At 38.6% G+C, this 21,966-nt stretch carries 22 protein-coding genes; 9 read left to right on the top strand and 13 right to left on the bottom strand.

What is annotated here, in order from left to right; translation table 11 throughout:
* Positions 1-61: 61 nt before the first annotated feature.
* The gene (gene norR, locus GWI97_RS06105; RefSeq protein WP_036933665.1) at positions 62-1,579 is read left to right on the top strand and encodes a nitric oxide reductase transcriptional regulator NorR; all 1,518 of its coding nucleotides are present in this window, start codon (positions 62-64) and stop codon (positions 1,577-1,579) included.
* Positions 1,580-1,679: 100 nt separating this feature from the next.
* On the opposite strand, the gene dmsD is transcribed toward norR, so the two are convergent.
* From dmsD to GWI97_RS06085, 4 genes are all read right to left on the bottom strand, one after another.
* Entirely contained in the window at positions 1,680-2,249 is a 570-nt protein-coding gene (dmsD, locus tag GWI97_RS06100) for a Tat proofreading chaperone DmsD (RefSeq protein ID WP_161751877.1), read from the bottom strand.
* A 79-nt stretch (positions 2,250-2,328) separates the two neighbouring features.
* Positions 2,329-3,228, bottom strand: a complete 900-nt coding sequence (locus tag GWI97_RS06095; RefSeq protein ID WP_103005170.1) for a dimethyl sulfoxide reductase anchor subunit family protein — start codon at positions 3,226-3,228, stop codon at positions 2,329-2,331.
* Entirely contained in the window at positions 3,225-3,866 is a 642-nt protein-coding gene (locus GWI97_RS06090) for a DMSO/selenate family reductase complex B subunit (protein ID WP_036933670.1), read from the bottom strand. Before GWI97_RS06090 ends, GWI97_RS06095 begins: the two co-directional genes overlap by 4 nt.
* Entirely contained in the window at positions 3,863-6,283 is a 2,421-nt protein-coding gene (locus tag GWI97_RS06085; RefSeq protein ID WP_103005169.1) for a DMSO/selenate family reductase complex A subunit, read from the bottom strand. Before GWI97_RS06085 ends, GWI97_RS06090 begins: the two co-directional genes overlap by 4 nt.
* A gap of 447 nt (positions 6,284-6,730) precedes the next feature.
* Here GWI97_RS06085 and GWI97_RS06080 point away from each other — a divergent pair, with 447 nt between their 5' ends.
* The gene (locus GWI97_RS06080; RefSeq protein WP_036938726.1) at positions 6,731-7,516 is read left to right on the top strand and encodes an AraC family transcriptional regulator; all 786 of its coding nucleotides are present in this window, start codon (positions 6,731-6,733) and stop codon (positions 7,514-7,516) included.
* 52 nt (positions 7,517-7,568) lie between these two features.
* On the opposite strand, the gene GWI97_RS06075 is transcribed toward GWI97_RS06080, so the two are convergent.
* Entirely contained in the window at positions 7,569-9,068 is a 1,500-nt protein-coding gene (locus GWI97_RS06075; protein WP_036933675.1) for an MFS transporter, read from the bottom strand.
* Positions 9,069-9,155: 87 nt separating this feature from the next.
* Between GWI97_RS06075 and GWI97_RS06070 the strand changes: the two genes are divergently transcribed.
* The gene (locus GWI97_RS06070; protein WP_036933676.1) at positions 9,156-9,710 is read left to right on the top strand and encodes a TetR/AcrR family transcriptional regulator; all 555 of its coding nucleotides are present in this window, start codon (positions 9,156-9,158) and stop codon (positions 9,708-9,710) included.
* A 64-nt stretch (positions 9,711-9,774) separates the two neighbouring features.
* Here the strand turns inward: GWI97_RS06070 and GWI97_RS06065 are convergent, their stop codons facing one another.
* Genes GWI97_RS06065 through GWI97_RS06050 form a run of 4 tightly spaced genes read right to left on the bottom strand, consistent with a single transcriptional unit; the run spans position 9,775 to position 13,457 of the window.
* Positions 9,775-10,530 (bottom strand): iron ABC transporter ATP-binding protein, encoded by a 756-nt coding sequence (locus tag GWI97_RS06065; protein WP_115370591.1) that lies wholly within the window; start codon positions 10,528-10,530, stop codon positions 9,775-9,777.
* A 1-nt stretch (position 10,531) separates the two neighbouring features.
* On the bottom strand, positions 10,532-11,539 hold the full coding sequence (locus GWI97_RS06060) for an iron chelate uptake ABC transporter family permease subunit (RefSeq protein WP_036933680.1): 1,008 nt from the start codon (positions 11,537-11,539) through the stop codon (positions 10,532-10,534).
* Positions 11,526-12,488 carry an ABC transporter permease gene (locus GWI97_RS06055; protein ID WP_036933682.1) on the bottom strand — a complete coding sequence of 321 codons (963 nt, stop codon included), beginning with the start codon at positions 12,486-12,488 and terminating at the stop codon, positions 11,526-11,528. The genes GWI97_RS06060 and GWI97_RS06055 overlap by 14 nt, the downstream gene beginning before the upstream one ends.
* 9 nt (positions 12,489-12,497) lie before the next feature.
* Positions 12,498-13,457, bottom strand: coding sequence for a siderophore ABC transporter substrate-binding protein (locus tag GWI97_RS06050; RefSeq protein ID WP_036933685.1), 960 nt, complete (start codon positions 13,455-13,457; stop codon positions 12,498-12,500).
* Positions 13,458-13,910: 453 nt separating this feature from the next.
* On the opposite strand from GWI97_RS06050, the gene GWI97_RS06045 reads away from it, so the two are divergent.
* The 6 genes from GWI97_RS06045 to chbG all read left to right on the top strand — a co-directional run bounded on the left by GWI97_RS06045 (position 13,911) and on the right by chbG (position 19,276).
* A complete protein-coding gene (locus GWI97_RS06045) occupies positions 13,911-14,237 on the top strand; it encodes a PTS sugar transporter subunit IIB (RefSeq protein WP_036933688.1) in 327 nt (108 codons plus the stop codon).
* A 94-nt stretch (positions 14,238-14,331) separates the two neighbouring features.
* Positions 14,332-15,690, top strand: coding sequence for a PTS N,N'-diacetylchitobiose transporter subunit IIC (gene chbC / locus GWI97_RS06040; RefSeq protein WP_036933690.1), 1,359 nt, complete (start codon positions 14,332-14,334; stop codon positions 15,688-15,690).
* Positions 15,691-15,751: 61 nt separating this feature from the next.
* Positions 15,752-16,099 (top strand): PTS N,N'-diacetylchitobiose transporter subunit IIA, encoded by a 348-nt coding sequence (gene chbA / locus GWI97_RS06035; protein WP_036933692.1) that lies wholly within the window; start codon positions 15,752-15,754, stop codon positions 16,097-16,099.
* A gap of 10 nt (positions 16,100-16,109) precedes the next feature.
* Positions 16,110-16,958: a transcriptional regulator ChbR gene (gene chbR, locus GWI97_RS06030; protein WP_036933694.1), complete on the top strand. Its 849-nt coding sequence runs from the start codon at positions 16,110-16,112 to the stop codon at positions 16,956-16,958.
* A 161-nt stretch (positions 16,959-17,119) separates the two neighbouring features.
* Positions 17,120-18,475, top strand: coding sequence for a 6-phospho-beta-glucosidase (locus tag GWI97_RS06025; protein WP_161751876.1), 1,356 nt, complete (start codon positions 17,120-17,122; stop codon positions 18,473-18,475).
* Between the two features lie 36 nt (positions 18,476-18,511).
* A complete protein-coding gene (chbG, locus tag GWI97_RS06020) occupies positions 18,512-19,276 on the top strand; it encodes a chitin disaccharide deacetylase (protein ID WP_036933698.1) in 765 nt (254 codons plus the stop codon).
* A gap of 105 nt (positions 19,277-19,381) precedes the next feature.
* Here the strand turns inward: chbG and GWI97_RS06015 are convergent, their stop codons facing one another.
* The 4 genes from GWI97_RS06015 to GWI97_RS06000 all read right to left on the bottom strand — a co-directional run bounded on the left by GWI97_RS06015 (position 19,382) and on the right by GWI97_RS06000 (position 21,961).
* Positions 19,382-19,894: an outer membrane beta-barrel protein gene (locus GWI97_RS06015; protein ID WP_036933700.1), complete on the bottom strand. Its 513-nt coding sequence runs from the start codon at positions 19,892-19,894 to the stop codon at positions 19,382-19,384.
* Positions 19,895-19,960: 66 nt separating this feature from the next.
* On the bottom strand, positions 19,961-20,512 hold the full coding sequence (locus GWI97_RS06010) for an Ail/Lom family outer membrane beta-barrel protein (RefSeq protein WP_036933701.1): 552 nt from the start codon (positions 20,510-20,512) through the stop codon (positions 19,961-19,963).
* Positions 20,513-20,771: 259 nt separating this feature from the next.
* Positions 20,772-21,260 (bottom strand): hypothetical protein, encoded by a 489-nt coding sequence (locus GWI97_RS06005; protein ID WP_036933703.1) that lies wholly within the window; start codon positions 21,258-21,260, stop codon positions 20,772-20,774.
* Positions 21,261-21,277: 17 nt separating this feature from the next.
* On the bottom strand, positions 21,278-21,961 hold the full coding sequence (locus GWI97_RS06000) for a hypothetical protein (protein ID WP_052038419.1): 684 nt from the start codon (positions 21,959-21,961) through the stop codon (positions 21,278-21,280).
* Positions 21,962-21,966 lie beyond the last annotated feature (5 nt).

The raw sequence follows: 21,966 nt of genomic DNA, 5'->3' as shown, positions 1-21,966 counted from the left end.
GACTATCTTTATCATGTCAAAATGACCATAATAACAGTCATAATGACTATGAGGTGTTTTTATGGGCTTTTCCGTTGATGTGTTGGCTACAATTGCCATTGAATTACAAAAAGATGTGGGTCACCAAGATAGATTTCAGCGACTGGTGACCACACTTCGACAAGTGTTAAATTGTGATGCCGCAGCATTGCTTCGTTATGAACCTCATCAGTTTATCCCATTAGCCATAGATGGCCTTGTGCCTGATGTATTAGGGCGCCGTTTTTTACTTGAAGGGCATCCTCGTTTGGAAACTATCGCGCGAGCAGGGGATGTGGTGCGTTTTCCTGCGGACAGTGATTTACCCGATCCTTACGATGGCCTTATCCCAGATAGAGAGCATTTAAAAGTTCATGCTTGTGTGGGGTTACCATTATTTGCGGGGCAAGATTTAATTGGCACTTTAACGCTTGATGGTATGGATCCCCATCAGTTTGATACCTTTAGTGATGAAGAATTACGTTTAATTGCTGCATTAACCGCTGGTGCATTAAATAATGCGTTATTGATTGAGCAACTCGAAAATCAAAATATGTTATTTACACCAACTAATACGTTTAAGCCTACAGTAAAAACAGAAATTATTGGTTTATCGCCTTCGATGATGCAACTGAAAAAAGAGATAGAAATTGTTGCACCCGCAGATATGAATATTTTAGTGAGTGGCGAAACGGGAACGGGTAAAGAGCTGGTGGTCAAAGCCATTCATGAAATGTCTAATCGTGCAGATAATCCGTTAGTCTATTTAAATTGCGCGGCACTTCCTGAGAGTGTGGCAGAAAGTGAATTATTTGGTCATGTGAAGGGTGCCTTTACCGGCGCAATTAGCCATCGCAGTGGTAAATTTGAAATGGCTGATAACGGGACCTTGTTTCTTGATGAAATAGGGGAACTTTCATTATCACTTCAAGCCAAGTTACTGCGTGTTTTACAATATGGGGATATTCAACGGATTGGTGATGATCGTAATTTACGCGTTAATGTGCGTGTATTGGCAGCAACCAATCGTGATTTATGGGAAGAAGTGTTAGCAGGGAATTTCCGTGCTGACCTTTTCCATCGGTTAAGTATTTTTCCTCTGCATGTCCCGCCATTGCGAGAAAGGGGGGAAGATATTTTGTTATTAGTGGGTTATTTCTGCGAGCAATATCGTCAGCGTTTTAATCTGACTCAAGTGATTATTAGCCCTGAGTTACGCCTTTATTTGTTACACTATTCTTGGCCGGGTAATGTGCGTGAATTAGAGCATACTATTCACCGAGCAATTGTATTAGCGAGGGCTGGAAATAAAACTGATAGCCTTATTTTACAAGTTAACCATTTTGCTTTGGGAACTGAAAACTCGCTTCACCCTTCCCCTCAAACGTTACCTTCTGAAGACAAAAATTTAAAAGAAGCAACGGATGAGTTTCAGCGAGACTTAATTAAACAAGCATTGCTACGTAATAACCAAAATTGGGCGGCAACTGCGCGAGAATTATCACTTGATCCGGCTAACTTACGTCGTTTAACAAAGCGTTTAGGATTAAAGTCGTCATGATTTAAAAAGGAAAATACCCTAAACGAAAAAAGGTAATTTGGGTGCGTGATCCAAATTACCTTAAATAATTATGTTAGGATGATGAGCTGTTAATTAATTTCTATTTTCTGAATGCTTTCACCGTGATGGTTACCAGTTCTGTTAATGTGCTATAAAATTGGCTATACCCACTCATTTTTAATTTATTTAAATAGTGAGGTAGCCATGTGGTTAAATGAAGGGAAAGTAATTCATTAACTGCGTCTTCTCTTTTTTCCGATGCTAATACCGCCGCTTGAAATAACATTAAACCGATATGATCAACAGGCTCTGGAAAAGACGTGTTTATTTTTAAACGTTCCCGTTTTAAAAACTCACTGAGAGCAAGGGTAGAATCCCCTTGTAATAAGCCTTCAGGATCTAAATAAACCGACCCCCAAGGCGGTGCGGGTAAGGCATGAGGGCCAATAAAAAGATTTTGCCATTGGGTTTTTAGTTGCGCAGTATCGATAGAAACAGAATTAATTAGACGTTCACAAAGGTGATTTTCAATCTTACAAGGCCACTGTGCTACAAAATCCCCTGTTTTAAAAAAATTGAGTGCAATTTTATTGGTTTCATCATCTGGTGAGAATAAATAACAAATTCCCAATAAATTAAATGCAGTCGCGTAATAAGAAAGCCTGCTCATAATTTTTAATATTTCCTTAAAACAAACCCCAATAATGGGGTTTGTTTTTTTATTATTTAAACGATTTGCTCAATGATAATTAGTGAATTGAGTAGAAAACATAGCGCAACATAAAGTCAGCGATAATTGCGACAACACAGCCAAGTGCAAAAATAGACTCAGTTGATTTACCTTGATTTTTAGGAGCTAGAAATTTCACTAAACTATAGCCACAAGCTAATACTGCAATGGTGGCTAATATCCAACAGGTAGTACGTAACGAACCAATGGAGTAATACACTTGAATAGGCGATAACGGGAATGTCACCGATTTTTGGCTATAGAGTGTGCTAGTTAAATATTGCTCATAAAAAGGTTGATACAGTAATCGACCGATTAAGCTAAATGCCATTATTCCCCATAATTGCCATTTCCAGCGCATGGGTAAAGAGTCTTGTGGTATTTCAATACCTAACTTACTGCCTATACGTTGTAATACTTTGGTCAGCAAAAAGAAAAGAGCGACGCCAAGCGTTAACATTGCCCCGAAGAACATGACGTAAGTGTTAGGATCCATCCAGGTTAAAATAGAGGTATGGCGATAAATCGACGCCATGCAATAGATATCAAATAACCCAATCAGAATACTGATACTTAATAGAAGCATTGAGAGTTTGCGAGTGCGCCAGAGCCATAAAAAGGTTAATCCTAGGCAACCGACAAAAATGGCCGTGACGGCAACTTCACGACTTAACCAAGCAGAAAACACATTTCTAATCGCATTCGGTGCATTTAACGGTACGCCTAAGTGAGTAATTGAAGCGATAGAGCCTAAACCAGCTAACCCACAAATAACAAATAAGGCTAACAGCATAAAGCGATAGTCGCTTTCTGCATTGAGATAATGAGAAAGGCGACGCGCAAAAAGCCCTGTTGTTAGCGCAAGACCAATGGTCGCATTCATCATAAATGTGAAGATTAACAATGACCATTCATTCATTTTCTTTCTCCCTTATTATTAATTCCGTCATTATTGGCACCCTGATGTGGGTTAATAACAAGGTTTGGATGCGTTATTTCAGGGGAAGGTAAACCCGTGACATAATCTAAATCACCATAACGTTCACGTAGTTCATCAATAGGACCAAATTGGATTGCACCTAAAGGACAAGTTGCAACACAAACCGGTTGTTCACCTTTTTGCTGTAAATCAATACAAAAGTCGCATTTCGACATCTGTTTGGTTTCTGGATCCATTTGTGGCGCGCCATAAGGGCAAGACCACGCACAAGCACCGCAACCGACACATTTGTCTGTATCTACCATGACAATGCCATCACCTTCACGCTTATGCATTGCTGTTGTTGGGCAGTTTTTAACGCAAATAGGGTCGTCACAGTGGTTACAAGAGATAGACAGCGTGTAAGCAAAGACATTATTGACTAGCGCGCCTTTAGGATTGCGAGTATAACCGCCTCCAGTGATTTCATAGACCCGACGAAATTTACGTCCAACATCAAGATTGTTTTTATCTTTACACGCAACCTGACACGCCTTACAACCTGAACAGCGAGCGTTGTCGATATAAAACCCTAACTGTTTGTTGCTCACAGCGGGATAAACGATAAATTGACTCATGCTTTTGCTACCTCGACCAATAATGTTTGGTGAGCATTGCCGTGTGCCATTGCGGTGCTACGGGATGATGTTAATACGTTGGCACATCCACCTTGATCTATGCCTTTTGCATCAGGTTGCCACCAAGCTCCTGCTTGCAAGGCCACGACACCAGGCATAATTCGTTGTGTTAATTTGACGGGAACCATCGTTACCCCACGATCGTTATACACTTTGACTTTTTCGCCCTCTTTAATGTTTCTATCTTGGGCATCTAATGGGTTAATCCAGAGTTCTTGACGCTGTACTTCTTGTAACCAAGGGTTGGCAAATTGTGTTGAGTTTGCGCGATTACGCCCTTTCCATGTGATCAGTTGTAATGGGAATTTATCCGTTAGCGCATCTTCAGGCCCTTCAATGGCAGGCACATAATGAGAGAGTGCCGGAATATCGACATTATTCATGTCATATAAGCGCTTAGAGAAAATCTCAATTTTGCCCGATGGCGTTGGGAATGGATTATTCTTGATATCTTGGATATTTTTCTCAAATGCCACATTTTGGGTATGTGGACGATGTTTTAAGAGATGACGGCGTTTAACCAATAGTTCTTTAAAGGTTGGAATACCGTCTTCAGGACGCTTAACACTTGCGTCATTGACTAAATATTCAATCCAATCGCGATCAGTCTCTTTGCCTTCGCTAAATTGTTTACCCACACCTAATTTATCGGCAACTTCACGTAACCAATCGTAGTCAGTACGACGTTCAAATTCAGGCTCGATGACTTTTTCAGAAAGAATAATATAGTCGCCATAACTCCATGTACCACCGATATTCCAGCGTTCTAAGAAACTGGTTTCAGGTAGTAAAATATCGGCATATTTTGCACTAGGTGTCAGATACAGATCACTACAGACGATAAATTCTACTTTCGATTCATCTTCAAGTACTTTCGCAGCATGAAGAATATCGGTATTTTGGTTTGTCATGTAGTTACCCGCCATTGAGAAAATCATCTTGATTTCAGTATCAAGTTTCTCGGCGTTCAGTAACCCATTTTGTGGTGTGACTAAATTTTTGTCTTCACACGCTTGCACCCAGTTGGTGATATTAATTTTCGCTTTTACTGGGTTGGTTAATAGGCTTGGTCCTGCAATGGTTTTACGCAACTCAGAGTTTAAAGCCATACCATAGCCGGCAGCCCAACCACCACGAACACCCACATTACCGGTAATAGTTGCAAGTAATGTTGCACCGCGTGCCGTCCGTTCACCACAAATATGGCGCTGAGGCCCCCAACCTTGCATCAATGTAGCTGGTTTTGTGGATGCATATTCGCGAGCCAATTGTTTAATAGTATCTGCTGGTACTTTAGTGATGGTTTCAGCCCATTCAGGGGTTTTCTTAATGCCATCTTTTTTACCCATTAAATAGGCAACTAAAGATTCATTTTCATCCACACCTTCAGGCATTTGGTGCTCATCAAAGCCAACAGTATATTTATCAATAAAAGCTTGATCATGCAGATTTTCGCTTACGATGATATACATCATCGCATCCATCATGGCGTTATCTGTTGTGGGGAGTAACGGGATCCATTGATCAGCCAAAGAAGAGGCAGTATCAGAATAACGAGGATCAACGACAATAAATTTAGTGCCGTTTTTCTTCATTTTTTGGAAAAAATGGTTTGAATGACCAAAAATCGTTTCGTTAGGGTTATGGCCCCATAAAATCACAAGAGGGGTATTTTCTAACGTATCAAGTGTGCTACCACTGGCAGCTGTACCGTAAGTATAAGGAGTGACCGCAAGGGTATTTCCATTACTAACGGAGTGATAGTTTTCCAGAAAACCCCCAGTGATATTAAATAGGCGACGTAACATATTCGCACCAGAGAAAATACCACCAGTAACCCCCGTACTTAAGCTGATAAAGCGTGATGCGGGGCCATATTGCTGGTTCATACGCTGCATATTTTGCGCAATAAGAGTGGTCGCTTCTTCCCAAGTGATACGTTCAAATTTGCCTTCACCACGTTTGCCAACGCGTTTCATTGGGTATTTTAAACGGTCTGGATGATAGACAAATTTTCGATAACCGCGACCTCGAACGCAGGCACGCATAATAGGCATTTCTTCATCTAGATCAGCATCGGGACGTGTGCTAATACGGGTGACTTTGCCATCTTTTACATGGGCTCGAATATCACATTTACCGCCACAGTCAAAGCTACTGCAAGTTGAAACAACGCGTTCATCAGCTTCAGTTGTTATTGGTTTTACGGGTATAGCATTGTCTGTGGTCGTGGCAAAAGAGTGTGAAGCGAGGAACGGGAGGGTGACTAATGCTGAGCTCGCTTGAATAAAGTGACGGCGACTAACATCGTTAAGAATGCTCTTTGTATCACTATCGTGATCGGACTGATTGCTCATAATGAACTCTACCTTAAACATAATAGGCGGATGCCGATATACCCGATACTTGATATAAAGAATGTGCATGATTTTTCTAGGCTATGAATAAAGGGAATGTCTGGTATCCGCTGCATTATTATTGAATGCATAGATAATTGCAGCATGTTCGAAATAACATCTACGAGAGGGATAGTAGTTGATTAATCTTTTGCCAACATTCTAAAACCAGACAATGACATTTGAATTTCAGCCTATTTACGAAGGGTGTTAATAGTTCGTTTTTTGATTGTTAATAAGGTTTATTAAATAGATATCAAGAAGGTTGAAATTTCACATAAGATACTTTTGTTGTTTATTTAAATATATAACTATTTTAATTATATAGCTCATTATTTGCCAATGCGTGGAGTATGGGATAACTGCTATATTAAAAAGGACGAAGATAAAAAGAGAGTGATCCAAACAGTGAGAAATGTACCGTTAAAAAGCGTTGATTCACTTGATCGAGATGTTATTGCGCTGGGTACAGACTATTTACCCAATACGCTGTTAGAAACGCACCAACATCGCCGAGCCCAATTTTTATACCCGGCTACGGGATTAATTGAAGTGAGTACAGATGAGGGGGAATGGGTTATTCCACCATCTTGTGGTGTGTGGATCCCACCAGAAACTGGGCATGAAACTCGTATGTTAGAAGTGAGTACGCGAAGCTTATATATCGAGCCTTCTGCAGCCCCTCGTGATAGCAAACAATGTGAAGTTGTCAGTGTTTCCCCTCTTTTTCGTCAACTTTTACTTGAAGCTGTAGATGTGCCTGCAGAATATGATAAAAAAGGGCGAGATGGTCTTTTAATGCAGTTAATCTTATGTGAACTAGGGAAAGCAAAACCGTTACCGTTTTTTGCGCCTATTCCACAAGATAGTAAATTAGCTAAATTATGTCGTGATTTTATTCGTCATCCTAAAATTGATTCTTTACCGCAACAGTGGGCGGATAAATTACATAAAAGTGAACGTTCTTTTAGCCGTTTTTTCCGCCAACAAACAGGAATGTCATTTTCACAATGGCGACAACAAGTCTGTTTATTGAATTCATTAACACAAATCTTATCAGGACGCGGCATTACCGACATTGCCTTTGACTTAGGTTATAACAGTGCCGGCTCATTTTCGACAATGTTTAAAAAACAGATGGGGCAATCGCCTTCTCACTTTAGTATGGATGCGTTAGATATAGATCGGTTTTAGTCTTCGATGGTTAAGAAACGTGCCTTATAGGCACGTTTCTTTCTTTTGAAGATTAAGCTACCTTTTTTCTTATAGAATTGTGCAAGTAATAGGGTAAGAAAATCAAACTTACCGCAGTAATAATTGCGGTGGTAACTAACACCACGAAAAAGGCATTTTCAAAAGCGATATTTGCTTGGGAAATGACAAGAAATGCGGTGTCATTAGGTAATTTTTCCGCCACAATTAGCGCTTCATCTAAACTGTCATAGACAGCATTATTGATAGCTAATGCGTCAGGTAGTACGAGTTTTAAGGTATAGACCGTACTCATTAAACTGCCCATAAACGTCACACCAATCACACTCCCAAGTTCGTAAGCGACATCTTCGATAGAAGCCGCCATGCCAGCTTGTTTATCGGCAACACTTAACATAATAGATGTCGATGCTGTCGTAAAAATAATACCTAAGCCAAAGCCAATGAAAAATAAGCTACCGATTAACACGATTGGAGAGGTTGTTTGATAGATAGCGATTAACCATATATTTCCGATTAAAGTGAGCAAGAATCCGCAAATAATCAGGCGGATTTCACCTAATCGTGTTAAAAAATAGCCTGCTAGAGGAGAGGCTAATACAGAGCCAACTGGAATAGGTAAGATCACTAATGCTGCATTTAAGGGGGTAAAACCAGCAACCAGTTGTAAGCGTTGACTAAGCAACAATTCAATCCCCACAATAATCACCATTGAAAGAACAGCCATTAAAATACCGATACTAAAAAAACGGTTTTTAAATAACCTAAAATCAATCATTGGGTGAGCTTGTTTACGCTGGCGCAAAGTAAATAAGGTGAGAAAAATGACTGCAATGACGCCCGCAATAGCGACTTCATTCCACTGTGTATAAGGTTTGCCTAGCTCTTTTAAAGCATAAATGGCACTGATCAAACCGATTAAGATAAGCACTGAACTTAAATAATCGATTTTGTGGTTACCCTGTCCTGCGAACTTAGGAATAAGCCAAAGAGAGAATGGTAATACTAAAAGAACAATCGGGACATTAATTAAGAAGACTGAGCCCCACCAAAAATGTTCAAGTAACATCCCACCAATTAAAGGCCCCAAAGCCGCACCGCCTGAAGCAACTGCAGACCAAATGCCAATCGCAATAGCACGCTCTTGCGAGTCACTAAAGACTTGTCGCACTATCGATAGGGTGGCAGGCATACTCATTGCTGCTCCCACAGCCAAAAAGCCACGAGACGCAATTAAGGTTGTCGCAGTGGGAGAAAAAGCCGCACACAAAGAGGCGAACGCGAATAATGGTAACCCACAAATAAAGAGTGTTTTATGGCCTATTCTGTCTGTGAGCATTCCTGCTGCAGGTAATAATCCAGCAACAATTAATGGATAAGCATTCATTATCCAAAGCTTTTCTGAAGCACTTGCATTTAAATCATGGGTTAAACGAGGTAATGCGGTATAAAGCACCGTTACATCAACAACAATGAGAAACAGCATGCTAGATACCAAAAGTAATACTATCCAACGCTTATAATCTTTTATCATAGAGAATCTCGGTTATTTTTATGAGTATTATTTTTACTAGCGGGTATAATATAAATCCATACGAACGTATTGAAAAGAGGTTTTTTCATGGGACGCCAAAGAACGATTGATAGAGAAAAGCTACTCGAAGCCATTTTTGATATTGTCATGGAGCAAGGTGCTGCGGCTCTGACTATTGACACTGTGGCGAAAAAAATGGGAATTTCAAAAGGTGGTGTTCAATACTGTTTTAGTAGCAAAGAAGCGATGATTGACGCAATGTTTGAACACTGGGAAGGTAGTTACGAAGCTAAATTTAACGCGATCGTTGAAAACGATAATTCGCCTGAAAATCGGGTAACCGCACATATTCGTGCCATTCATACACATGATAAGGTCGCCTTTGCTAAAGGTGCCAGTTTGATGGCCGCTTTGCTACAAACGCCAGAATATTTACAAAGTACAAAAGAGTGGTATCAGCAACGATTAGCAGGTGTAGATACGAAAACAGAAGCAGGAAAACGTGCGCGATTGGCATTTTTAGCAGCAGAAGGCACTTTTTTGTTACGCTATTTTGGGTTGATGGATATTGATGATAATGAATGGCAATCTATCTTTGAAGATATTGATTCGGCGCTGATCTCAAAAGAAAAAAGACAATAAAAAAGCATGTTGTTAATAAGAAGAACAACATGCTTTTTATTGACGATAATCGGGATAAATAGAATTAGTAATACATAGCAATTAATTTATTATCGAGCTCTTTAATGTCAACGGGGGTGTCGAAAATATCTTCGATAATGTCCGCTTTCATTATCTCTTTTGGGGAGCCATGATAATACAATTGTCCATTACGCATGGCTAAAATATAGTCAGAATAAACAGAGGCAAAATTGATATCATGAATAACAATAATAATAGTTTTTCCTAATTCATCTGCGGCTTTTCGCAGAAGTTTCATCATGATCACCGCATGTTTCATATCAAGATTATTGAGTGGTTCATCAAGCATGACATATTCTGTGTCTTGGCATAGCACCATCGCCACATAGGTGCGTTGACGTTGCCCACCAGACAATTCATCGAGATAGCGATGACGAAATTCAGTTAAATTTAAAAAAGCTAATGACTCATCAATGACTTTTTTATCATCAAGCGTTAAACGGCCTTTGCTGTAAGGATAACGGCCGAATCCGACTAATTCTTCTACGGTTAAACGACTGACGAACTGGTTTTCTTGGCGCAGTATTGAAAGGTTTTTTGCAAGCACATCGCTATCTGTTGCTGCAACGTCCATACCGTTAACACTGACCATGCCACTTTCAGGAATTAATAAACGTCCAATAACAGAAAGCAGTGTGGATTTACCCGCACCATTAGGGCCAATGATCGAAGTAATACCGCCACGTTGAATTGTTGTTGTAATATTATCGAGAACGGTTATATCTTGATAATGCTTTGATATTTTGCTGATTTCAATCATATTAAAGTCTTCTTAACACCAAATAGATAAAGAACATTCCACCGACAAACTCAATTACAACAGAAAGTGTTCCTGTCATTTTTAAACCATATTCTAAAACCAGTTGCCCGCCGATTAAGGCGATAGTGCCCAGTAAAAAGGCAACAGGCATTAAGAAACGGTGTTGGCTACTGCCACTGATATGGTAAGCAAGGTTAGCCACAATTAAACCTAAAAAGGTTAATGGACCAACTAAGGCAGTTGAAACAGCCACTAAAACAGAAATCAGTAATAAAATATAAGTGGTTTGTTTGCGGTAATTTATACCAAGGTTAATGGCATTTGCTTGACCTAATGCCATGACATCAAAGCTGTAGCGCATACGCCAAAGTAAGATGCCAACAACCACAATAATCGCTAAAGCACAAAAGATAAGATCAGGGGTTGCACGGGTGAAAGTGGCAAACATGCGCCCTTGTAAAATGGAGAACTCATTGGGATCCATCAAACGTTGTAATAGAGTCGCTGAACTGCGAAATAACGTGCCTAAGATAATTCCAATCATCAGGACTAAATTAATGTTAAAACGCACAGAGCTGAATAACCAACGATAGAGTACAACCGAAAACAGTACCAGCAATGTTGATTCTAGGAAAAACTTTGATAGGTTCAACATCCACGATACAGGCATATCACCTTCAAAGAAGACAAACACGGTTTGTAGCAAAACAAACAGAGCCTCTAATCCCATCAGCGACGGTGTCAAGATACGGTTATTCGCGATAGTTTGGAACAATATGGTGGAAACACCGGCCGCGAACGCCACTACAATCATGGTGAGAACGATATAAGCACGATGAGTCAGAATATAAGAGATATTGCCATTTAGGTTTATTGTCATAAATAACACAATGGCTAATAACGAGGCACCAAGCAATAACCCAATACGTGCCATCGGAGATAGGCGCTTTTTCTTATCTTTAACAGCGCCAGTACATGTGCTAATTATAGATGAATTAACTTTTTGCATAACGTTGTTGCTTTAATAATAAGAAAAGGAAAATGACAGCCCCTACAGCCCCTAAAATAACGCTAGCTGGGATCTCAAATGGATAACGGATAAGGCGACCAATGATGTCACATAATAAAACGATAGCGCCGCCACTTAAGCAAACCCAAGGGATGGTTTTACGAATATTATCCCCCATCACTAAGCTCACCAGATTTGGCACAATCAAGCCGAGAAAAGGTAATGCACCTACAACAGAAACAACGACGCCACTAATTAGAGCGATAATCGATAATCCGATGATCATCACTTTACGGTAATTTAGGCCCACATTAATTGAAAACTCACGTCCCATACCAGCAACAGTAAAGCTATCAGCGACCCAACACGCCATTAATGCAAGTGCACCTACAAGCCATAACAACTCATAACGGCCTTGTAATACACTTGAAAAATCGCCACTTGTCCATGCATCTAAGGATTGCAATAAATCGAAATAAACGGCTAAGAAGATAGTCAATGCACCGATAACTGCGCTAAGCATAATTCCCACTAAAGGCACAATCAGTGTTGTTTTTAACGTGATCCTTTGCAGGAGTAACATAAATAACAACGTACCAAGAAGGGCGAAAACAGTAGCCACTACCATTTTGGTAAAGATGCCCGCCGCAGGAAAGAGCAACATGACGACTAACAACCCGAGGCTTGCAGATTGAGTTGTTCCTGCAAGAGAGGGCTCGACAAAGCGATTTTGAGTTAGCAGTTGCATAATTAAGCCTGCAACACTGATGGCACCACCGGCAAGTAATAATGACAGGGTTCTTGGCACACGGCTGATAAAGAAGATATCGCGCATATCAGGATCAGTAAAAAGCGAAGCAGGAGTGATATCTCCTGCGCCGATAAATAAACTGATCATTGAGAGGATAGCAACAAGTCCTATCCCCAATGATAAATGGAACGTTTTCATTCAGTTACTTTATTTTTTTTGATCCAAAGCCTGATTAATCGTATCCATTAAGCGAGAGTAGGTTTGGATCCCGCCAGAGATATAAATAGAGCTTGCATCAAGATAGATGATTTGGTCTTTATTCCAAGCATTCACTTTTCTTACCAATGCATTATCAAGGACTTGTTGAGCGGGTTGTGAATCTTCACGACCAATCGCTGCATCACGGTCAATAACAAACATCCAATCAGGGTTAAGTTTTAACAGTAATTCAGAGTTGACGATGTTGCCGTGTGAGCCTGGGCTATCAAATACATAAGCGGGCTCAAAACCTAATACATCGTAGATAAAGCCAAAGCGAGAACCAGGACCATACGCTGAGATTTTACCACCACTGACTAATACAACCATTGCTTTACCTGCATCGGGTGTTTTGGCTTTTACAGTATCAATTTTAGTATTGAAATCAGCCAGTAATTTTTTAGCTTGTTCTTCTTTGCCAAAAATCTGACCTAATGTTGTTGTGCGTTCAGCAAGGCTTTCGACAAAACGTTTCGGATCGATATCCATTGAAATCGCAGGCGCAATTTCACTTAATTTCGCATACGCATCACGAGCACGGCTACCACTTAAAATTAAATCAGGTGCGGTTGTGCTGAGTTTTTCATAGTTTGGCTCGAATAACGCACCTTCATTGATATAGTCGTTCGGATTGGTGTATTTTTCTAAAAATTTAGGTAAATGAACATTGGTTTGTGGAAGACCAACAATAGGAGCACCTAATGCATCAATAATATCGAGGGTTTCCATATTCATCACAACCACTTTTTGTGGGTGTGCTGGGATTTCAGTTGTCCCTTGAAAATGTTCAATCGTGAGAGTTTGCTTCTCTGCTGATTGTGCTGTTGATGTGTCTTGAGCATTATCGCAACCGGCGATAACAAGTGAAGAAAGCAGTAAAAACAGTGGGCTTAATGACTTTTTAAACATTTTCTTTCCCATATTGTTGCAACACGAAATAAGACGGATCTTTACAGCAGTGGCTTAAATGTCGATCCACAAAGAAGATGATAATACCACCAAAAGCATAAAGAGTAATGATACTAATTCACATTCTCATAATAATAAAGGATTAACTTGACTAAAATGGCGAAATTTTGCGAGAGATCATTAAAGGAAAATGAAGAACAAATTTTGTGACGTGAAAGAACGCTTAAGATTATTTGCTCAATTTGTGAAGAGTGTCAAAAGAGTAGGTCAAGGAGAGACAATTATTAACCTATAAGAAATATCGTTAACTAGTATCATTGCGTATACTTCATTCAAGCAGAAACAATCCATGTTTTAATCTTACTTCGGTTTCTGTACTGACACAGTAATGAATGCACAAGAGAAAGCCTGGTTATTCTCTAGGGTAAATCGTTGCCAACTCAAGAGGGTTTTATGCAAAAGAAATATATTTACTTATTTTGTTCTGCTGGCATGTCAACATCCCTTCTCGTGACCAAAATGCGAGCACAAGCAGAAAAATATGATGTGCCTGTGGTTATTGAAGCATTTCCTGAAACATTAGCGGCACAAAAAGGACAGGATGCTGATTTGATTTTGCTAGGTCCACAAATTGGTTGGATGTTACCTGATATCCAAAAATTATTGCCTCATAAACCGGTCGAAGTGATCGATTCTTTGCTATACGGAAAAGTAGATGGTTTAGGGGTGTTAAAAGCCGCTGTCGCCTCTATTAAAAAAGCATCTGCAACAACAAATTAGTTTTATTTTTTATTTTTTTATTATTTCTATTCCAGTCAAAGAGCGAATTTTTCAGCAAGCCGAGCAATTAGCGGCATTTTAAGGGTATTTTTCTATGAGTAAGGTCATTGGTTCACTTGAAAAGGTACTCCTTCCTTTTGCGGTTAAAATTGGAAAGCAACCTCACGTTAATGCTATCAAAAATGGTTTTATCCGTTTAATGCCATTAACCCTCGCAGGAGCAATGTTTGTACTTATCAATAACGTTTTTCTTAGTTTTGGTGATGGCTCCTTCTTTTATTCTCTAGGTATCCGCCTTGATGCATCAACAATAGAAACACTCAATGGTTTTAAAGCTATCGGGGGGAACGTCTATAACGGTACATTAGGTATCATGTCGTTGATGGCGCCATTTTTTATCGGAATGGCATTAGCAGAAGAGCGAAAAGTTGACCCGATTGCGGCTGGTTTACTCTCTATTGCTGCCTTTATGACGGTAACACCTTACAACGCAGCTGGTGCTTATGCCGTTGGTGCTAACTGGTTAGGTGGCGCAAATATTATTTCAGGTATCATTATTGGTCTTGTTGTGGCGGAAATGTTCACCTTTATTGTGCGCCGTAATTGGGTTATTCGTTTACCAGATAGTGTACCGGCTTCTGTTTCACGTTCTTTCTCGGCATTAATTCCAGGTTTTATTATTTTATCGATTATGGGGATTATTTCGTGGGGATTAGCGACGTATGAGACAAACTTCCACCAAATTATTTTAGATTCAATCTCAACACCATTAGCATCGATGGGTTCTGTTGTTGGTTGGGCTTATGTCATATTTACTTCTCTATTGTGGTTCTTTGGTATTCATGGATCACTAGCACTTGCTGCACTCGATAGTGGTATTATGACGCCATGGGCACTAGAAAACGTCTCTATTTATACTGAATATGGCTCAGTAGAAGCCGCATTGGCTGCTGGTAAGACGTTCCATCTCTGGGCGAAACCAATGTTAGATTCCTTCATCTTCTTAGGGGGAACCGGGGCAACTCTGGGGCTTATTATTGCTATCTTTATCGCATCTCGTCGCGCAGATCATCGCCAAGTAGCAAAACTGGCATTGCCAGCAGGTTTATTCCAAATTAATGAACCGATTATTTTTGGTTTGCCTGTCATTATGAATCCCGTGATGTTTATTCCGTTTATTCTTATTCAGCCAATTCTTGCTGCAATTACCGTAACGGCTTATTACTTAGGGATCATCCCTCCGGTCACAAACATTGCACCGTGGACGATGCCAACGGGATTAGGCGCATTTTTTAACACTAACGGCAGTATTGCAGCACTATTATTAGCTCTATTTAACTTAGGTGTAGCAACACTGATTTATCTTCCTTTTGTCATCATTTCAAATAAAGCTCAAACTGAAATTGAGAAAGAAGAAAGTGAAGAAGATATTGCCAATGCGTTGAAATTTTAAGTGATAGAAAACACAAGTGCAGAGTTTTCTCTGCACTTGTCAGTATCAAAGAGGAAATATGATGTTAGATATTGAAAATACCGTTGATAGCAGTGCAACCGATGATGAATTTGAAGAGATCATCATGGGGCTTATTATTAATTCAGGTCAAGCTCGCAGTGTGGCTTATGGTGCATTAAAAAAAGCCAAAGAAGGTGATTTTGATGGCGCGAGAAAGTTAATGGAGCAATCTCGTGAAGCTTTAAATGAAGCTCATAAAATACAGACACGTTTAATTGGTGATGACCAAGGTGTGGGAAAAACGAAAGTCAGTTTAGTCTTAGTTCATGCTCAAGATCATTTAATGACGTCAATGTTAGCTAGAGAGTTAGTGACAGAGTTAATTGAGTTACATGAAAAGATAAAATAAGGTGAATACTGTGGTGGAGTCATTGAGAGCACAAAGCGAAATACGTATGGTCTATGAAGATCAGCTATTTAATGGCAAAAATTTTCATGTTTTTATTTATAATAAAACAGAAAGTGTCAGCGGACTGCATCAACATGATTATTACGAATTCACCATTGTTTTAACAGGGCGTTATTATCAAGAGATTAATGGTAAAAAGATTTTATTAGAGCGTGGTGATTTTGTTTTTATTCCCATAGGCTCTCATCATCAGAGTTTTTATGAGTTTGGTGCGACACGTATTTTAAATGTTGGGATCAGTAAAGCTTTTTTTGATAAACATTATCTCTCGTTATTACCTTCTTATTTTATTGCCTCACAAGTTTATGAATTAAAAAATGAGTTTCTTTCCTATATAGAATCCGTTATTGGCTCATTAAATTTCCGCCATACGGAATTTAATGAATTTATTGAAATTGTCACCTTTAATGTGGTGAATAGATTACGACACCATCGAGAAAATAGAACACAAGATGATATTCCTTTATGGCTAAGAGATACCGTAGGCGAGATGCATGACAAACAAAAATTTGGTGAGAATGCACTTGTTAATATGGTTATGTTATCTGGGAAATCACAAGAGTATTTAACCCGAGCAACTCGGCGTTATTACGATAAAACACCCATGCAAATCATTCATGATATTCGAATAAATTTTGCCAAAAAACAGTTAGAAATAACAAACTATTCGATAACTGATATAGCCTTTGATGCAGGTTACAGTAGCCCGAGTTTATTTATTAAGACATTTAAGAAAATAACATCGCTGACACCCAATAGTTATCGGAAAAACTTATGCAGTATTAAAGAGACAAATTAATTCATTATTAAGCGTAAGAAATTAATCAATAACAAAGATTGATTTTATTTGAAATAGAGAGAAAGAAGAAAATAAGTCTATTTTCTTCAAGGACTCTTTACGGCTTAATTTCGTCATTAATACACAAATAACAGCATTATTGTGCTGTATGGGAGTATTTTATGAGTCATAAATTAAAAATCGTTACCATTGGTGGTGGAAGCAGTTATACGCCTGAATTATTAGAAGGTTTTATTAAGCGTTACCATGAACTACCGATTACAGAATTATGGTTAGTGGATGTTGAAGAAGGTAAAGAGAAGCTTGATATTATTTTTGAACTTTGCCAACGTATGGTCAAAAAAGCGGGTATTCCTTTAACTATTTATAAAACACTTAATCGCCGTGAAGCATTAAAAGATGCAGATTTTGTGACAACACAATTGCGTGTTGGTCAATTAAAAGCAAGAGAGCTTGATGAGTCTATTCCTTTAAGCCATGGCTATTTAGGTCAAGAAACTAATGGTGCGGGTGGATTATTTAAAGGCTTACGTACTATCCCCGTTATTTTCGATATTATTAAAGATGTTGAAGAAATTTGCCCTAATGCGTGGATCATCAATTTTACGAATCCAGCAGGTATGGTAACTGAAGCAGTTTATCGTCATACCAACTTTAAGAAATTTATTGGCGTTTGTAATATCCCAATTGGCATGAAGATGTTTATTACAGATGTTCTGAAGTTAACAGATAAAGATGAACTCTCCATTGATTTATTTGGTTTAAATCACATGGTGTTTATTAAAGATGTCATTGTAAATGGTCAGTCTCGTTTTCCTGAATTATTAGATGGCGTCGCTTCAGGAACATTAACTGCAGGTTCAGTGAAGAATATTTTTGATTTACCGTTTAGTGAAGGGCTAATTCGTTCTCTTAATATGTTACCGTGCTCTTATTTACTGTATTACTTCAAGCAAAAAGAGATGTTAGCCATTGAAATGGGCGAATATTACAAAGGTGGTGCTCGTGCTAAAGTGGTACAAAAAGTCGAAAAACAATTGTTTGAATTGTATAAGGATCCCGATTTAAACATTAAGCCCAAAGAGTTGGAATTGCGCGGTGGGGCTTATTATTCTGATGCAGCCTGTGAAGTGATTAACGCTATTTATAATGATAAACAAGCTGAGCATTATGTGAATATTCCACATTATGGTCATATTGATAATATTCCCGCAGATTGGTCGATTGAAGTGACTGCAATTTTAGGTCGAGATGGCGCTAAACCTCATCCTCGATTAACACATTTTGATGAAAAAGTGATGGGATTAATTCATACCATTAAAGCCTTTGAAATTGCGGCCAGTAAAGCGGCTATTAGCGGTGAATTAAATGACGCTTTATTAGCCATGAATTTAACGCCATTAGTACTTTCCGACAGAGATGCAGAAGTGCTTACACGTGAGCTGTTATTAGCGCATAAAGCACATCTACCGCATTTTGCTAAAGTAATTGCTGAGTTAGAAAAAACCTCTCATTAATTGTCGGCAGATAAATATAAGTGATAAGGAGACAGAATGGCTGGTTTATTAATTGTGAATGCGGATGATTTTGGGCTTAGTAAAGGTCAAAACTACGGTATTGTAGAGTGTTTTCGTCATGGTGTTGTTAGCTCAACAACGGCACTTGTCAATGCTGAGGGAATTGAACACGCTGCACAATTGCGTCATGAGTTGCCTGGCTTAGGTGTTGGGCTTCACTTTACTTTGACGATGGGGAAACCACTGTCTCCTTTACCTTCTTTAACGCGTGAAGGTGTACTCGGAAAATGGGTATGGCAAATGGCAGAAGAGGGTGATTTACCGCTTAATGAAATTCGTATTGAGCTTCAAGCTCAATATCAGCGTTTTATTGAGATTTTTGGTTGTGCACCCGACCATATTGATAGTCACCACCATGTGCATATGTTTAAGCAAATCTTTCCTATTGTGGCGGAGTTTGCTAAAGAAAAGTCATTGCCAATGCGAGTTGATAGGCCACTAGCATGTCAAGAAGGCATTGATACTCAAGGTGTGATCAGTAGTGATGGTTTTGATAGTCAATTTTATGGCGATGAAATCACTCAAGCTTTATTTTTAAAGGTACTTGATGAATCAAAAGCGCGTCATGAGCACTCTATTGAAGTGATGACACATCCTGCTTTTGTGGATAATCCATTGCGTGCAAGTGGCTATTGTTTCCAGCGCTTAATGGAACTTGAAGTATTAACAGATAGTGCATTAAAACGCGCTATTTTGGAAAGAGGTTATCGGCTAGGAACATATCAAGATTTATTAATGTAGTGGGTTTTAGACAATCGGTGTCTGTGTTTATTCCCTAGTGTGGGTCTTTTTGAATTATTTTGCCTCTATTTTTATAAAGTAGAGGCATTTTTGTTTTGAATAAAATCAAAACCGATAACCAATACTGGCGATAAGTGTCTTGCTTGGATGGTTTTTTCCTTCCATTTTGAAATGACTACCCTCATAGCCTAAAGTAAGTGTAATATTTTGTGGTGATGTTAACGTGATACCCGTTCCCCAACTTACTGATTTAGATGAATGGTCTTTATTTATATTTTCTGGTGTTTGATAACTCATACCACTTACCCCAATAACGCCGTATAGTTCAACAAAAGGTGTTAATGCATAGGCAGGACCCATTGCAAGTGAGATATAACGTAATCTTCCACTATGGGATAACGATCTGTGTGCTATTGTTCCTGAAAGTCGTAGAGAGGTTTTTTTATTCGTATTGGGATTAAACTGATATTTCATATTTATCCCATTAGCTGTGGGTAAATCTTTTATTTTGATATGAGCGTAGCCAATAGAAACTAGAGTGTTACTGTTTTTTGCATAAATTGATGTGGTGAAAAATAAAGAAAAAGGTAAGCAAGCTAATAATAAAATGTTTTTCATAATATAGTTTTTAATTATAAGTAAATAGAAAGCACATACTATAAAATAATATGTGCTTAAAATTATTTAGAAACGGTAACCGATATTCGCTACGAAACCATCTAAAATAATTTTGCTGTCGGTATCTTTAAATTTAAAACGGCTATTCTCATATCCAAGAGAAATAGAAACCATTTCTGCAGGATTCACGATTAAACCCGCTCCCCAACTAAATGCATTTTTCTTTAATTTTTTTACTTCTGAACTTTCAGATTTAAATTGAATTTGGCTCATACCCGCGGTGCCATAAACACTAATAAAATCATTGAGACGTAATGTAGGACCTGCCATTACAGAGTAATAACGAGCATTCACATCTTTAAAGAAAGTATTAATAGGCTTATTTAAATCATATTCATTTTGAGCATAAGTAGCTGTTGCTAAAATACCAAATTGGGAATTGATTTCTTGACGAATAGAAAAGACACCACCGTGCATTATATTCTGACCCGCCATTTTGACCTGTGCATAACCCGCTGAAAGTGTGGTTTTATCTAATTTAAAATCATTTTGCGCATAAACAGAAGAGGTAGCTAATAAGCCACTAATAAATAAAGTTGATAATAATTTTGTTTTCATTAGTTGTATCCCATAAATAAAAAACGGAGAACGTATTATGAAGCGGGGGAATTATAATAATGAGTTTGTTTTTAATGGAATAAAAAAGAGTACATGTATTTAAATAAGGTTATTTTATTAAAGTGCCTATTTAATTATTAATAACACTATTAAATAATTAATATAAATTAGTTCTAATTAGTAATAGAAATCAATAATAAAATGAAGAAGTAGATATAAAAGAGAAAGGCTCTCTATTATCTAGAGAGCCTTTGAGGCTTTATTTAAGTCCTAGGTCACTTTGTAGACTAATGACTTGATTTTGTAAGTTCTCTAATTCAAGCTGTTTTTCCATCACTGATTTTGATGGGTTGTTTTGTGCCGCCTTCATTTGCTTATCAATTTCATTGATCTGCTTTTGAATATCATTTTGCCCTTTGGTTTTTTGGCGAATTTGATTTAACAGATTATTCATTGATTGGCTTAATGCTCGCTGACTAGCTTGTTTACTTTTTAAATCTGCATTGGTCTGTTGTTTTTCTTTCTCAATGGCAGCAAGAACGGCTTTAAACTCGGTGTTTAATGCTTGTTCATTACCTAAAATTGCTTTTTTTTGTTCAATACGATTGTCATAAGTCCCTGAATAATTACAGTTAAATTTAGTAATTATACTGACATCACCCGCTGTTGGATCACAATCAGCGGGATTGGTGACACAACCGCTTAATAGTAAGGTTATGCCAGCAAGGGAAAGAGGTAAAAATTTCATTATCATCCTTTTTAACGTTAACTCAGTTTTATTGCAGTACGTTGGGTATAAAGGCTATCAAGTTCTTCTTGTAACGAGGTTACTTGTTGTTTCATCCCATTGATTTGTTTATCTAGTTGTGCTGTTTTTAGGCCATCTTGACGGCTTTGTGTTGCAATATCACGCCATTCAGCTTCACGTTTTTTCATATCGGCTAAGCGAGAGCGTAGTGTGGCGATATTGGCATCAATACCTTTCAGTTGTTTCTCAGCAGCAACTTTATTGATACGTTGTTGCTTCATATCTTGCTCAATTTTTGCAATCGTTTTTTTATCGTCAGCAATAACCGCTTTCGCTGTATTAGAGGCGCTCTGTAAGCGCTGATTTTCATTTTGAATATCAGCAATCATTGAATTGAGCATCTCTTCTTTGGTTGCATAATTTTGACGTTTATTGTCTAAATAGGCATTGGCGCCAATACCGACACCACAACCAGCGACTGCCGCAATGAGCATACATGCGCCTTTATTGCTCGAATTTGAGACTAAACAGCCTAATGCACCGATAGCCGCCCCTCCTGCACAAGCTGTAATACCTGATTTACTGAAAAATTCCATATCGCTGTTATTTTTCAAACGGGGATCAGCCCCACTGTTACTTTGACATCCTGATAAAGCAAGTACGGCACTAATGCTAAGTACCGCCATAAGTCGTTTATTCATACCAC

It is taken from the genome of Proteus sp. G2300, from assembly GCF_009915965.1.
Lineage (GTDB): Bacteria > Pseudomonadota > Gammaproteobacteria > Enterobacterales > Enterobacteriaceae > Proteus > Proteus vulgaris.
Note: the sequence above shows the minus strand (reverse complement) of the source record. Positions and strands in the feature narration are given on the sequence as shown.

Bases quoted from the DNA above. Each gene is read 5' to 3' on its own strand.
- norR (WP_036933665.1), top strand. From the start codon at position 62: ATGGGCTTTTCCGTTGATGTGTTGGCTACAATTGCCATTGAATTACAA.
- GWI97_RS06085 (WP_103005169.1), bottom strand. From the start codon at position 6,283: ATGAGCAATCAGTCCGATCACGATAGTGATACAAAGAGCATTCTTAAC.
- GWI97_RS06055 (WP_036933682.1), bottom strand. From the start codon at position 12,488: ATGAAAACGTTCCATTTATCATTGGGGATAGGACTTGTTGCTATCCTC.
- GWI97_RS06025 (WP_161751876.1), top strand. From the start codon at position 17,120: ATGAGTCATAAATTAAAAATCGTTACCATTGGTGGTGGAAGCAGTTAT.
- GWI97_RS06000 (WP_052038419.1), bottom strand. From the start codon at position 21,961: ATGAATAAACGACTTATGGCGGTACTTAGCATTAGTGCCGTACTTGCT.
- GWI97_RS06060 (WP_036933680.1), bottom strand. From the start codon at position 11,539: ATGCAAAAAGTTAATTCATCTATAATTAGCACATGTACTGGCGCTGTT.
- GWI97_RS06045 (WP_036933688.1), top strand. From the start codon at position 13,911: ATGCAAAAGAAATATATTTACTTATTTTGTTCTGCTGGCATGTCAACA.
- GWI97_RS06065 (WP_115370591.1), bottom strand. From the start codon at position 10,530: ATGATTGAAATCAGCAAAATATCAAAGCATTATCAAGATATAACCGTT.
- GWI97_RS06095 (WP_103005170.1), bottom strand. From the start codon at position 3,228: ATGAATGAATGGTCATTGTTAATCTTCACATTTATGATGAATGCGACC.
- GWI97_RS06050 (WP_036933685.1), bottom strand. From the start codon at position 13,457: ATGTTTAAAAAGTCATTAAGCCCACTGTTTTTACTGCTTTCTTCACTT.
- chbA (WP_036933692.1), top strand. From the start codon at position 15,752: ATGTTAGATATTGAAAATACCGTTGATAGCAGTGCAACCGATGATGAA.
- GWI97_RS06005 (WP_036933703.1), bottom strand. From the start codon at position 21,260: ATGAAATTTTTACCTCTTTCCCTTGCTGGCATAACCTTACTATTAAGC.
- dmsD (WP_161751877.1), bottom strand. From the start codon at position 2,249: ATGAGCAGGCTTTCTTATTACGCGACTGCATTTAATTTATTGGGAATT.
- chbG (WP_036933698.1), top strand. From the start codon at position 18,512: ATGGCTGGTTTATTAATTGTGAATGCGGATGATTTTGGGCTTAGTAAA.
- chbC (WP_036933690.1), top strand. From the start codon at position 14,332: ATGAGTAAGGTCATTGGTTCACTTGAAAAGGTACTCCTTCCTTTTGCG.
- GWI97_RS06070 (WP_036933676.1), top strand. From the start codon at position 9,156: ATGGGACGCCAAAGAACGATTGATAGAGAAAAGCTACTCGAAGCCATT.
- GWI97_RS06010 (WP_036933701.1), bottom strand. From the start codon at position 20,512: ATGAAAACAAAATTATTATCAACTTTATTTATTAGTGGCTTATTAGCT.
- GWI97_RS06075 (WP_036933675.1), bottom strand. From the start codon at position 9,068: ATGATAAAAGATTATAAGCGTTGGATAGTATTACTTTTGGTATCTAGC.
- GWI97_RS06015 (WP_036933700.1), bottom strand. From the start codon at position 19,894: ATGAAAAACATTTTATTATTAGCTTGCTTACCTTTTTCTTTATTTTTC.
- GWI97_RS06090 (WP_036933670.1), bottom strand. From the start codon at position 3,866: ATGAGTCAATTTATCGTTTATCCCGCTGTGAGCAACAAACAGTTAGGG.